Here is a 13,647-nt window from a genome sequence, read left to right on the forward strand (position 1 = left end):
CGCTGCCGCCGACGAGTCCCTCGATCACGCGTAGCCCACTACTTGTCTTCGGTTGTCGCGCTGTCTGTTGGCTCGCCCTTGCCGAGCACGTCGGGGCTCGGTCGGACCTCGCACCGCGGCCCGATGCCCGCTCGGCCTGAGCCGTGGAACCGCACGCGGTGCCCGCCGCCCGTAGTGAGGAATCGGCCGAACGGTACGCCCGACGTCGGATTCCGAGGCTGTTGGTGGCTCGGATTCGCGGTCAGGACAGACCATGGCGGTGCGAGAGCTCGGCCAGGAGATGTCGTGACACCGGGGTCAGCGGAATCGGAGTACGTCGCGCAGGGCTTGCGCGACGGCTTGGTTGGCGACGTCGCCGTGGTCGGTGATCGTCGCGTCGGCCTGGAGGTTGAAGACCTTGCCGGCTGCGAACGTGTATTGGTGGGCGGGGGTCACCTTCCGCAGGAGTTGTTCGGTGGGGTCGATCTCGGGGGTGTGTTGGGCGCCGTTGCGTCCCATCCCGCCGTAGGGGTCGTCGTGGTCGCCGAGCGCGGCGGCGTTGTCGCGGGCAATCCGTGAGGCGAGGGGGTAGGCGACGCCGACGGCGAGGTCGTTTCTGGTGTGTGTGACGATGACGGGCCCGTTGACGCGGTGCTCGCCGAGGACGGCACGGAACGCGCCGTCGTATTGTCCGTCGAATCGTTGGGCGAGTCCGTTGTGAGAGAAGGCGGCCTGCAACAGGGCGAGGCTGAGCGTGGCTTGTGAGGGTGGGAGTGCGGCAGCGGTTGCCGTCACCAGCCGTCCGCCGAAGCTGTGCCCGGTCAGGTGGATGGGCAGCTGGGGGTGACGTTCGCGGGCTCGGCCGAGGACCCCGGCCACACCGGTGCGGCCGACGGCGCCGGCGCGGGTCTTCATCGTGTAGTAGGTGGCGAAGTTCGCGATACGGCGTGCGGCGGCCTTGGCGCCGGACAACAGGTCTCCGAGAAAGGCGGCTCCGCCGCTGGTGTTCCCGGCCGCACCCCCGGGCCCGGTCGGCAGCAGGACGGGCACCTCGCCGGTGAACTTGTGGAACAGCCTTTCGGGGTCGAGGTCGAAAAATTCTTGGGAGGCGTCGTCGGCGTGTGCCTCGCTCGGGTCCAGGAGGCTACGGATCTGCAGCACGTATTCGCGCCGCGAGTCTGCGGAGGTGTCCAGGTCCTCGATCTGGGCTATCGCGCGTTCGACCATGTGTGTTCGCGTCGGGTCTGTGCCGTCGGTGCCCAGCAGCACAGGGGCCTGCTCGAGATGCTGCAGGGCGGTCAGGAGCGCTGCATCGTTGGCTGCGGTCGCGGTGGCGGCTCCTCCGCCGGGTATGAGCGATTCGAGTGCGAATTTTTTGCTCGGCCACAGCACTCTCATCACGGCCACGCGGGATCCGGGTCCGGATTCGGGCAGTCCGACCGCCTCGAGCGAGGTGATCAGTGTGTCGTAGAGCGCGGTGGCTTCGGCCTTGTCGTTGTTCCAGCCGTGCGCAAGGACGAGTAGGTCGGTGGTGTCGGCGAGCCCGTCGAGGAGCCGGGTTACCTGGTGTTCGTCGTGGACCAGCCCGTCCTTGGTGAACTCAATCTCGAATTGCCCGGTGATCATCGCGGATGTCCTTTCACACCGATTGGATGGCCTTCATCAGGTCGACGAGACCGTGGCCTTCGAAGTAGCGTTCGCGGCCCAGGGAGACCGCGCTGGCGAGGAAGATCCGTTTGACCTCGTCGGAGCGCCCGATGAATTCCTGCCGGATCGAGAGAAACGCGGCAATCGCCCCGGACACGTGGGGTGCCGCCATGCTGGTGCCGCTGTCTTCGAGGTAGTACGCGGTTAGCGACGTGCGCGCGGGCGGGCTGCCGGGCGGGGCGGTGGCCCCGATCCCCGGTGGCGGAGCGGCGAGCTTCGCCAGTGCGGTGTCCTGCTTGGTTCCGGCCGCGCAGGAGACGATGCGTTCTCCGGGCGCCACGAGGTCGGGCTTGAGGCGCCCGTCGGAGGTGGGCCCTTTCGACGAGAAGTAGGAGATCCCGAAGGTGTGGGGCGAGTCGCGGTGCGTTGATCCGACGGTGATCGCGCCGGCGGCGTTGCCGGGATCGTTGATGGTGTTGGACAACCCGACCTTCGTCACGCGGGTGCTGGTGGGGAGGGTGGAGTAGCCGGTGTTGCCGGCGGCGGCGACCACGATGACACCGGACTGCACCAACCGGTTCACCTCCGTGCACAGCGGGCTTTGGCCGCAGGCGAACATCTCGGCGTCGAAGTCGTATCCCACGCTGAGGTTCACCCCGTGCACCCGCAGGAGCTTGGGGTTGTCGTTGAGCTTCTCGCGGATGTATTCCAGGGCGCGGACGATGTCGCTGGACCTGCCCGCACCCTGATCGTCGAGGACGCGCAGGCTCACCAGATGACAGCCCGGTGCCACGCCGTGGAAGCGTTCGCGTTCGCGGTCGGTGCCGATGACTCGCGCGTTGGTCACTGTCACCCGGGTGGGTTCGTTGTCGTCCTCGTCGCCCGCGACGATCCGGTCCTGGCGTTCGAGGACCACGTTGGTCACCGTGTGCGAGGCTCGCCCGGCGATGATGCCGGCCACGTGGGTCCCGTGCCCCAGCGGGTCGGTCAGTGCCGAGGTGCGGTGCAGGTCGATGCGCTGGCTGCGGTCGTCCCTGGACAGTGGGCCGCCGTCGGCCGGGTCCTCGTCCGGGTCGGGCAGCCGGTGACCGTCCACTTCGACGAAACATCGGTGCAGGTTGCGGACCGCGGCGTCCAACAGCAGGTGCTCGCCGGTGGTGTCGCCGAAGTGTGGATGTGTGGCGTCGATCCCTGAATCCAGGACGGCCCAGCAGATGCCTTCACCACTGGCTTCGAAGGAACGCAGGGCGGCGTCGGCCTTGATGGTGGAGACGGACTTGCAGATGTGGGCGCGGACGGGGAAGTCGGGCCACAGTCGGTAGATCGTGCGGTACGGGAAGTCGGATGGCGCCGCGGCCCCGGCACCGGGTGTGTCGGGTGCGAGCCGTTGCCGGCGGGCCGCCGCGGCAGCGGCAGCGGCGGCCGCCCGGAGTGCGCGGTCCTGGTCGACCGCCACCAGCTGCTTCCACTCCGCCAGGGTCATCTCGCACCGGAAGTAGCCTTTGGAGATTTTCGTCAGCTGCCACGGGTCGGCCCTGCTCCCGGATGTCGCACCGAGGACGTCGGTGAAGAGTTGACGGAAGGCGTTGGTGGCCCCGGAGAGCCCGTCGATGTGCAGGACGTTCAGCTCGATGAGGTACGGACCGCGGTCGTCGGGGGCCGTGCCCAGGCCCCACCGTCGGCGGTTGTCGTCATCCTCGAGTTGGGGGGGTGCGGTCTGCCGGTCGAGGCGCTCGCCCGAGAAGTCGTCCCGCGAGGATCCGCCGTCACCGCCTCGAGAACCTGGGTCGGTCATATTTCACCCTCCTCGGCTGTGGATGACCAACGGTGCCCGGCCGAATGCTCTCGAGGTCCGGCTTTTTCGTCATCTACCGTCGTCGTTGCCTGCGATCTTGGTTCAATACCCGGGTACTTGCAGTTGGTGGGCGATGGCGGCGATGGCGTCGACGAGCGAGCGGTTCCCGAGCTGATTCCAACCCGTGCCGTCGGGTCCTCGGATCTGATCGAATACGTCGCGGGCCCGATCGGCGGTGGTGGCGGGCAGTGGGACGGCTGCGGCGCCGGCTGGTGGGGGTGTCATGCCGGGGACGCCGTGGTGCATGCCGATCTCGGCGAGGGCGTCGACGACGGAGCGGTTGTTCAGTTGTGGCCAGCCGGCGCCGCCGGGGCCGAGCAGCTGGATCCAGAAGTCGAGGACGCGGTCGTCGACGCTGAGTTGGCCGGGGGCGCCGCTGAACAGTGTTCGCAGCTCGTCCAGGGTGCCCTCGTAGGTGTTGACATCGACCAGTTTCCCGGCGACCCGGCCCTTGTCGGAGAACTGCAGAATCTCGACCGGGGCGCCGGGGGTGTAGTCCTTCCAGCCGGCGAATCCGCTGCCGGGGTAGATGACGGAGGCGAATCCGGATGCGGTGACGTAGTGCGAATTCCACAGCGGGGGCAGATCGTTCAGGGGTGGGGAGCCCATGTGGCCTTGCCAGTACCAGCGGGGCAGGTAGATCGCGCACACCCGCATGCCCGCGGCGTTGATGGCGTCGACGAGTTGGCGCATGTTTGCGCCGCTACCGGGGGTGTTGGGGTCCTCGTAGTCGAGCATGACCGGGATGCTGGGATCGCCGAGGTGCGCTTTGAGGTTGGCGACCTGTGCGGTGATCGGGTCACCGTTGCGGGCGAAGTGGTAGCCGCAGAACATGCCGGGGAAGTGCTGTTGCATCAGGTCGCGGTTACGGGGCCAGAAGGAGTCTTTGAAGAAGTCGCCCTCGGTGCACTTGGCCGCCATGAAGGAGAACCCTTCGCGTTTGGTGGCGGCGATGTCGAAGTTGCCCTGGTGGTTGGAGATGTCGACCCCGTAGAACGTCCCGGTGGCCGGGTCGATGGTTCCGGTGGGCGGGTTGGCGGCGCCGACGAGGAGCGGTTTCGGGTCGATCGCGGCACCCCCGAAGCGGCCGGGCGAGTTCCAGACCTCGAAGTGCAGGTGCGGGCCGGTGGAGTCGCCCTCGTTGCCGACCCGGGCGATCTGCTGGCCGGCGCGAACGAACATGCCCTGCGATACGAGCAGGTCCGCCGCGCGCATGTGCCCGTAGACGGTGTCGACGTGGAGGGTGGCCTGGTGGTCGAGGACGATCCAGTTCCCGAAGCCGGAGGCCGGGCCGGAGCGGACGACCACCCCGTCCTCGACGGCGTAGATCGGCTCGCCCTGGGGTGCGGCGAAGTCGATGCCGTTGTGATCGGGCCGCCCCGGGGTGCGGAAACCGGAGGAGATGATGTTGTTGCCGCCAGCGACGGGCACAAACGGGAAAGCCATTGCAGTTGTCCCTTCAGCGGTGGGGTGGTCGGTCAGGGTCGTGACCGCCGGAGTCATCTCCCCGGACAGGGTGGTGGTCACCGGCGTCACCGGTGTGATGCCGGAGATGCGGTATTGCATCGCCCGGTAGGGGTTGCCGTCCGACGCCCATTGGCTGACGATCATGGCGAAGCCGCCGGGACGGTCGAATCGGCTGTCGGGGTGGATGTAGCAGCCGTAGAGCCGATCGACGACATCGGGACCACCCGGACCGAAGAACGAGCCCTTCACCGGTCGATAGGTTTTCGCGGTGTGCCAATTGTCGGTCGGCTTCGCCGCGACCTTCACAAAGGCGTTGTAGGCGCCGGCATCGAACCCGGAGAACACCAGGTTGCCCTGGATCCGGCGCAGGCAGATCTCACCCAACTTGGTGCGGTCCGGGAGGATGCCCCGGGTGGGGTCGTCACCGGGCGGGTTACCCCAACCCCAGGTGCCGTTCCAGCCCCACGGCACCCACGCGGCCGGGTCGGCGATCTGGGCTTCGGGGACTCGGTGCAGGATCGCGTTCTTGTTCCGGGCCAGACCGCCGGTGGAGATGACGTAGACGAACCCGTCGCCGCCCTTCTCCCAGGTGATCATGGTGCGTTTGCCGCCGTAGACGGACGTGGACCACTTCACGCCGGTGCCGGTCCAGGTCTCGCCGAGGTCATCGGAATACCGGATCTCGCACCACTTCTCGTTGCCGAGGCCCTGGGTGACCATCACCCACAGGTAGATCCGGGCGCCGATCGAGATCGCATCGCAGGGCAGAATCGTGGAGTACTCCGGGTTGTCGTGCACGTAGTCCCACAACTGCTTCGCGTTGCGGGCGGCCGATGCGAAGGTGATCGGCATGGTCACGTCGTGGGTGTCACTGCGTAGGAGCATCGGGGAACGCCAATTCGGCCCACCCACCTGGGGTTGTGTCCCGGCGAACGTGTCACCGAGGACGAACCCGATCTGACCGTTCGGCATCCGAAACGGAATGCCCAGGTCGGTGCCGCCGATATCGAACTGCGCCAGCGGATTCAAGGACTTGACGAACGACATTCCGCCTCCTGCCCTCGGCCGCGCTCATTTCAGCCATCCCGAGGCCCGCCGCCCGGTGTGCTGCGCGGGTGTCGCGCGTCTCAACGGCACGCAGAACCTTCTCCGCCACCCCTTCAGATGTCGCAGCAGGGCGAGGCGGCTCAGATGGTCTGATGTTCGGGGCCGAATGGTATCGGTACGGCCCGAAACTCCCTTCCTACGAGGTGAAACCGGGGATACCCCTGGCCTGGCCGATGGTGGCGATCCCGTCGACCGGTGTGCGGCGGTTCAGTTGTGGCCACCCTTTGCCGTCGAAGCCCAGCAACTGAATCCAGATGTCGAGGACACGGTTCTCGGTAGTACTCGGTTGGGGCACACTCGTGTGTCCAGCTGGCGGCACGAACGCCGCGAGACCCAGCTCCTGGCCGACGGTGGCGACGGCATCGACGAGGGTGCGCCCGCCCAGTTGTGGCCAGCCCTTGCCATTGATGCCCAGCAACTGAATCCAGATGTCGAGGACACGGTTATCGGTGGTACTCGGTTCGGGGACACCGGTGTGTTCAGCGGGTGGCACGAACGCGGCGATGCCCATGTCCTGGCCGAGGGTGGCGACGGCGTCGACGAGGGTGCGTCCGCCCAGTTGTGGCCAGCCTTTCCCGTTGATGCCGATCAGTTGGGTCCAGATGTCGAGGACGCAGTCGTCGACGGTGGTGCGTTGCGGGACATCGGTATGTCCGGCTGGTGGCCCGAATCCGGCGATGCCCATGTCCTGGCCGAGGGTGGCGACGGCGTCGACGAGGGTGCGCCCGCTCAGTTGTGGCCAGCCTTTCCCGTTGATGCCGACCAACTGCGCCCAGATCTCACCGACCCGGACGATCAGGTTCCCCCCTGCTGCGGCCGTATAGCCTTTCGGCGGAATCAAACTGGCCATCTGCTCGAACGAGCACCAATAGCCGTACGGCACGAAACCGGAGTCGGCGACCCAGAACGCGCGGGCACCGTTGTCGTCGGCGTACCCCATGATCGCGATGTAGTGGAAGACGGTCCCACCCGCATACTGAGGGCTCACGGACCCGCGAACACCGCGGGGGTAGTTGCTGGGTGGGGCGACGATGTTGGCCACCACGCCATACCCGTTGTCGATGCTGCGCACAACGTCGTCCCACAGTTTCTGGGCTTGCTTTTTCGTCGGCGGGTCATTCGGCATCTGTACCACCCGGTAATCCGCCCCGGAAACGTACTTGTTGAGAACCGGTGCGACCAGGCCGATATGGTCCGTTCCGCCCTGGTCGGTGCCCATCTGATGTCCCAGATCACTCTCCAAAATCAAGCCCCCGGTGCGGGCGAGGATCACCGTCTGGGTTGAGGCTGGACCGCAGTTGAAGAAGGTGTCCTGCTTGATGTGGATGCGCGGATACTCGAGAACTTTCTCCACGGCCGGTTTCCTCTCGATGTTGGCGGGCAGCAGGGCCGACCCGAGGGCGCGGCAACGATTCCAGCGGTTGGTGCGGTCGGGCAGTCCGTTCAGGCCGCCGTTGACCGCCTTGGTGGCGCCCTCGATGTCACTGGCATCGGAGAGCTCGTTGAGCCTGGGTCGCGCCACCGTCCAGTAGTAGGAGGCCGCGAGGAATCCCCACTTCGGGTCGGATATGAGTGCGGGCGCGGTCAGGAAGTGGTCATCGGCCGGGACGAGGCCCTTGCTGTGCGCCCACTCGCTGAACCGCCGGTAGTTGCTCCTGCCGGTGAGCTGGATGGGGCCACGGCCCTTGAACCGACGTCCGTCGCCGGGTTGGTTGTTCCCGAGGTCCAGCCGCCCCTCGTAGGCGCTGCCGTCGGCGATCTCCTCCATGTATCTCAGCCCGCCGGATTCGTGACCGATCTGAGCGCACCACATCGCGACACGGTTGACGGTTGTGCATTCGGCTGCGAACAGTGCCTCGTTGAACGGCCCTACAAATCTTTCGTATTCAGCCGTCGACAGGTTGCCCATGGCAGTGGAGAGGGTCTGCAGGTCCATTACTGTGCTCCCGGTCCGGCGTACCGGCCGCCGCTCGAGGTAACTATCGTCAGGGGCGCACAGACGCGCCCGTGAAATCGCAGTCCTGTGCCTTGGTGAATGAGGTCCGTCGCCCGCATCGCTGCACCTCCGGCACCGCTTCGGCGTCGTACGTAAAGACTGGTCTGTTTAATTGTCGTCTCGCGGGCTCTCGGATGTCACGGATCGTTAGGGTTAGAAAATGGAAAGGCGCGGCTTGCCGGCAGGTGGCGCCGCCTGCCTGGCCCGCGACGATGCCTGTCGCGATGACCGGCGGGCCGCCGCATGACCCGTTGCGCCTGCGCTGCTGGTCGGCGTCTCATCGTGATCGTGGCAGTCGGTCGCGGGGGTTGGGATGGGTGGTAGGGCGTGCTTGCCCGGAAACTCCACCTTGTACCATGCGAAGTTCCTCATTACTGGGTTGGTCGACCGCGCGATGACGCGTCCGGGTAGCGCTCCGGTGGCCGGGATGTTCTGTATGGCGTATGGCGTGCGAAACATGATGTGCACGCGCCGATCCGGGCATCGCGGACAACGGCCTCCATCGTGCTGTGGGTGCCGGCGTGGCCCGCTGGCGACCACCGAGCACCGACGGTGCTCAATGATGTTGGTCGGGTGGGTCGGAGGACGGGTGTGGACGTATCCCCGTGAGCGCGGAATCGCCACTGTCGTCGCCGCGATACGGGAGCGCTTCGGCGTCGTCGGTGAAGCGGCTGGTTCGATCCTGGTTACTCGAGGACATCACCGAGGAACCGGCCGGACGTTAAGGCCGCACCGGACGGCGTCGAGGTCGAAACACTGCGCTGCGGTCTGTCGGTCATTTCGGCTCGACATTGTCGTCTTCTCGGTCGGTGGGCGGCTCGGGTGGGTGACGTCGAACGCCGCCCGGCGGGACAGGGGCGGCGATCGGTGCTGTCGTGCCGACCGACGGCGCCGGTCATCGCGCTGGTGATCTCGTTGCGCACATTTATCAAGGGGACCGATCGGCGGTTGTGAAGATGGCGCAGTTCGAGCATCACTACCGTGCGCACGGTCAGGTAGGGGCGAGCACTGCGATCACGACGGCAAGGGTCGAGGTCGGGGCAATAGCAAATCCCTGATCTTTCTTCGGCGAATTCGCGTGTGGGAGGTCGGGCGGTCGAAGTAATCAGCACCACGCCCGCAACCGGGGTGCACCTCCGACGCCACCGAGATCATCGTCGGCCCCGGCGGCAGCGGCGCAAATTTTGGGGGTGAGATACCCGACCTGCCGTCAACGAGCTGGTTGTGTATGTAGCCGATGTTTTCGGCGCTCTTGTAGGGGTGGCTCGCCACCTCGACCTGCGGCGATCGTCCGCCACCTGGGTGTGCGGCGTTGTTCGCGGTGCGCATCTCCACCCGTGATGCGTATCTGAGCCGTACCTGGTACGGCTTTCGGGGTAGACTGAGCAGGTCAACTCACACCTTCAGGAGGGCATCATGAGCAAGGACGACGTCTCCAAGGTCACCGCGAACCTGCCCAACGACGACATCAAGACGCTCGACGAGATCGCCAAGCGGCACGCCTCGACCAAGACCAGTGCCCTGGTCCGGGCCATCCGCACCACCGCCTACATCGACGAGGCCGCCTCCAACGGTGCCAAGGTCTTCATCGAGGAGCCCGACGGCACCAAGCGGGAGGTCGTCTTCAAGTGACCGAACCGGGACCGCGCAACGCGGAGGAAGAGGACACCGCCGCGGCCCGGGACACCGCGACCGTGGACGAGGTCAACGTCGGCAGCAGCGACCCCCAGGTGACCGAGCAGCCCGAGGTCACCATCCGCCGCCTCGACGAACGCCAGGAGGACACCCGTAAGGCGCTGGCGATCGGTCTCTCCGTCGCGACGTTCCTGGTCGGCCTGATCTACCTGCTCGTGCCGCTGTGGGCCGGGGCCGACAAGTGGGACCGCGCCAGCAGCCCGTTCCAGGTCGTCTTCACCGCGATGGTCGGCCTGACCGGCAGCGCCATCGGCTACTACTTCTCCTCACGAAACCCTCCGTCGTAGAAAACAGAGCACCGCGGACCCGCCACCATCGCGGGACTACCGGCCATCAGCGCCCTTGCGCGGACAGAGCGGTAGCGGCCGGTCCCCGCCGGTGACGACCGACGGAAATGATGGAACTACTGCAGTCGGAACGTTCCCGAGCCGCTCACTCCGTGGCGGGCACTGCTGGGAACGCGTTCCCGGGGGAGCGGCAGCAATCAACGGCCCGCACCCCGCGGGCGTGCCTGCCGGACGGTGACGTGTCCCTGCTTGTGCATCAGCCAACAACGGCCATGTCCGGTGCATCCCCTGCTGGTCGTCTCCGACTTTGATCGAGGCGGCTGGCACTTGGACGCCGAAGAGCGGGGTCCGCGCTCGCCCATAACGCCGGGACGTTACTTCGAACGTGCTATCACCGGAACTGTCATGTCCGCAGATCAGACAAGTAATGACCGCCCACGGATCTCCTCGTGCCCGTGGACAACTGGTCGCTCGACCAGGGTGCTCCGGAGAAACGAGTAGGGCGCTACTTGCAATATTTTGCCGCGCCGGGCGGCACACTGAAGCTCGGCGAACCGTGCAGGCGCGTGTTGGTGGTGTCGGTGGGTGGTCTTATCGTCCGGGATGCACGACGCGACGACCATCCGCCGCTGCAGGATCGGGGACCGTCCGATCGTGGCGGTGAGACAGAAACGAGGGGTGAGCGCGATGGGATTTCGCACCTACCAGGGGAACACAGTCTCCGAGAACGGCTGGCGCATTTGCGATACCGGCGAGATCGTCAAGCCGCTCGTGCCCGGCACGGACAACGTGCGGCCGGAGGTGCGCCGGGGCGCGGCGGCGACGATCCTGGTTGCCTGGGCCGCGCTCTGGCATCGGCGGATCTGGCGGATCGACAGCTACCGGCCCCGCGACTACTGGGGATTCAGCTGGGACAACGATATTGCCAACAGTAACCATCTGAGCGGGACGGCCGTGGATCTCAATGCCACCCGGTTGCCCTGGAAGGTGCGGGCGTCGGTGAACATGCCGGCCGACAAGATCGCGGCGGTCCGCCAGATGCTCACCGAGTTCGAGGGCACCGTGTTTTGGGGTGAGGACTGGGCCACCAAGGACCCGATGCACACCCAGATCAACCTCCCCGAGGGTGACACCCGGCTGGACGCCTTCGCCACCCGGCTCGAAAACGGCTACCTCTGGGTGTACGGGCCGCCCGATCCTGACGCGTTTCCCCTCCCGGCGGGGTATTACTACGGTCCGCTCGACGGACCCGCCGAGTCTATCAGCGGCCTGTTCCCCACGGACCCGCAATCCTGGAAGGACGGCCTGGGGCGCTGGCAGAAGACCTGCGGGATACCGGAAACCGGAATCTGGGACACGGACACCGCCCGCGCAGCGACCGCGCTGCAGATCTTGAACGGATGGCCGGTGACCGGCTATGTGTTCGAGGGCGAATGGAATGTCGTGATCCGCCACGGGCAACGCCCTGACCTCGGCGGACCGGTCACCCCGCCGCCGCCGGTGGTGCGCGGCAAGACCTGGGCGGATGTGTCGCAGTACCAGATCACCCCGGCCACCGACGCGTATCCGTACGACATCTTCTGTTTCCGATCCAACAGCGGGAACATGCGGGATTCGAAGTTCGCGGCGAACCACGACTGGGCGGTGCGTGCGTGTGAGGACGGCAGGCTGCGGTTTTTCATCGTGTACTGGTTCTTCCGGCCCGGTCAGGCGAACATCGACTTACTGATGCAGATGGTCACCGAGAAGGGCGGGCCGCATCCGCGGATGGTCGTCATGGCCGACGTCGAGGACGCGGCCGGGGCGATCACCGGGGACCAGTCGGCGGAGGTCAACGACGAGATCCGGCGGGCCCGCGAATGGCTCGGCGACAGGCGGGTGATCGGCTACTGGAACCCGGTGTCGAACGCGGACCTGTGGCGCACCCGCCCACCAGGTCTTCGGTTGGTGACTCCCAGTTACGGCCGGGAGCCCGGATCGCCGAAGATCAAGCCGGACGGCTATTTCGCGCACCAGTACACCGACAACGGCCCGTGCCCACCGTTCGGACGCTGCGACCTCAACTACACCGACCTGAGTACCGACGAACTCGAAGCGATGCTCGGTCTGGGGCAAGGCCCCCCGCCCCCGGGTCCGGAACCGTTCCCGGTCGACGACGCGGCGCTGTGGGACTACATCGCCGGGGAGGTTCTCGGCCGATGAACCTGGTGCGGTCATGAAGATCAGGGATCTCACTCCGGTGCCGCAGTTCGGTGTGGGCGGCACCGACCTGGGCATCCCGGTCCGGGTGCCCACGGGCGAGATCGGATTCTTCTTCGGTGACACCTTCGCCGAGAACCGGGTCGGCGGCCCCGGTTGGCGCAGCCCGGTACTGCTCTACAGCCACACCCACGACCTCGATGACGGGGTGCGGTTTCACCGCGCGGCCGGGGGCAACCATGCGAAACAGCTCTGGGACTACCCGCACAACAACCCGGAGTTCAACACCGTACTCCCGACCGACGCGATCGTGATCGGCAGCCGGATCTACCTGCACGTCCTCGCGGTCCGTGGCCTGCCCGACACCCGGTGGACCGAGATCCAATACTCCGACGACAACGGCGAGACCTGGACCCACGGCGGACCCAAGGCCCGGTGGGAAGGATGGGAATTCGGCGGTCACCGCCGGATGCTGACCTGGGAACGCGGCGGGGACGGGTTCGTCTACGTGATGACCACCGGCGGCCTCGAACGGGACAAGAACGTGCTGCTGTTCCGCTGCCCCGAGGACCAGCTGCTGGACCGGGACTTCTACGAGCCCTGGGGGTTCAGCAACGGCTCCTGGGCGTGGGGCAATCCGCCCACCCCGATCCTGCCGGTCGGGTCCAAGGTCGGGGAACTGTGCCTGCGCCGGATGCAGAACAACTGGGTGCTCAGCTACTTCAACGAAGCCGAATACAACATCACCATCCGCGTCGTCGGACAGATCACCGACAACTGGCACACCGCTCCGACATTCCGGCCGGTACGGGGACCGTCGGGAAACGGTGGCCCCGACGTCGTGACCCGCCTGTACGGCGGATACGTGCACCCGGACAGCACGTTCGACAACTTTCATATCATCGTGTCCGAATGGGCCGAATCCGGATGGCCGTATCGGGCCATGCAATTTCGGGTACAGGTTCAACCCGCAGTACCGATCGAGGAGGACGAACACATGAGTGCACGCGAAGTCGCCGCCGCGTTCCGGGACGACCACCCGGTCGCCCTCTACGACGGATCCGGGCGCAAGCTTGATCTGCGAGAGGCCATCGCCGAAATCCTGTGGAAGGAGGTCACCAACCTCGGTCTCGAAGGCCGCCCGGTGCCCGCCGACCGCCAGGACGATCAGTTCGGCCACATTCTGTCCACTCACGCCCTGGCCGAGCAGAACAACAAACTGCTCCGAGCGCTGTGCGAGAAGGCGGGCATCGACGTCGATCAGGTGCTGGGGTAACACGTTCCGTGCGGATGGTGGCACGACGCAAATGCTCCCGCTACGTCTCCGCCGGCCTCGGCGGGTGCCCGCCCGTCGCCGCTGGTTCGGCCTGGGACGCCGGCCACGACTGCAGGGGCGCTGGTCGTACCCATTTTGC

At 66.5% G+C, this 13,647-nt stretch carries 8 protein-coding genes; 4 read left to right on the forward strand and 4 right to left on the reverse strand.

Translation table 11 applies throughout. The features are described 5' to 3' along the window. Window positions 1–297: 297 nt before the first annotated feature. The 4 genes from QM841_RS35130 to QM841_RS35145 all read right to left on the reverse strand — a co-directional run bounded on the left by QM841_RS35130 (window position 298) and on the right by QM841_RS35145 (window position 7,991). Window positions 298–1,605, reverse strand: coding sequence for a hypothetical protein (locus tag QM841_RS35130; RefSeq protein WP_283335498.1), 1,308 nt, complete (start codon window positions 1,603–1,605; stop codon window positions 298–300). Window positions 1,606–1,618: 13 nt separating this feature from the next. Beyond that, a complete protein-coding gene (locus QM841_RS35135) occupies window positions 1,619–3,421 on the reverse strand; it encodes a S8 family peptidase (RefSeq protein WP_283335499.1) in 1,803 nt (600 codons plus the stop codon). A 102-nt stretch (window positions 3,422–3,523) separates the two neighbouring features. Further along, window positions 3,524–5,995 carry a DUF4185 domain-containing protein gene (locus QM841_RS35140; RefSeq protein WP_283335500.1) on the reverse strand — a complete coding sequence of 824 codons (2,472 nt, stop codon included), beginning with the start codon at window positions 5,993–5,995 and terminating at the stop codon, window positions 3,524–3,526. 196 nt (window positions 5,996–6,191) lie between these two features. Continuing rightward, window positions 6,192–7,991, reverse strand: a complete 1,800-nt coding sequence (locus QM841_RS35145) for a C39 family peptidase (RefSeq protein ID WP_283335501.1) — start codon at window positions 7,989–7,991, stop codon at window positions 6,192–6,194. 1,476 nt (window positions 7,992–9,467) lie between these two features. Here QM841_RS35145 and QM841_RS35150 point away from each other — a divergent pair. The 4 genes from QM841_RS35150 to QM841_RS35165 all read left to right on the forward strand — a co-directional run bounded on the left by QM841_RS35150 (window position 9,468) and on the right by QM841_RS35165 (window position 13,508). Then, window positions 9,468–9,683, forward strand: a complete 216-nt coding sequence (locus QM841_RS35150; protein ID WP_283335502.1) for a hypothetical protein — start codon at window positions 9,468–9,470, stop codon at window positions 9,681–9,683. Continuing rightward, window positions 9,680–10,033 carry a hypothetical protein gene (locus QM841_RS35155; RefSeq protein ID WP_283335503.1) on the forward strand — a complete coding sequence of 118 codons (354 nt, stop codon included), beginning with the start codon at window positions 9,680–9,682 and terminating at the stop codon, window positions 10,031–10,033. The genes QM841_RS35150 and QM841_RS35155 overlap by 4 nt, the downstream gene beginning before the upstream one ends. 687 nt (window positions 10,034–10,720) lie before the next feature. Continuing rightward, on the forward strand, window positions 10,721–12,235 hold the full coding sequence (locus QM841_RS35160) for a M15 family metallopeptidase (protein WP_283335504.1): 1,515 nt from the start codon (window positions 10,721–10,723) through the stop codon (window positions 12,233–12,235). A gap of 13 nt (window positions 12,236–12,248) precedes the next feature. Continuing rightward, complete coding sequence (locus QM841_RS35165; RefSeq protein WP_283335505.1) at window positions 12,249–13,508, forward strand: glycoside hydrolase family 183 protein; 1,260 nt, start codon at window positions 12,249–12,251, stop codon at window positions 13,506–13,508. The last annotated feature ends 139 nt before the right edge of the window (window positions 13,509–13,647 follow it).

The organism is Rhodococcus sp. IEGM 1307 (assembly GCF_030056915.1).
Taxonomy (GTDB): domain Bacteria; phylum Actinomycetota; class Actinomycetes; order Mycobacteriales; family Mycobacteriaceae; genus Rhodococcus_F; species Rhodococcus_F opacus_D.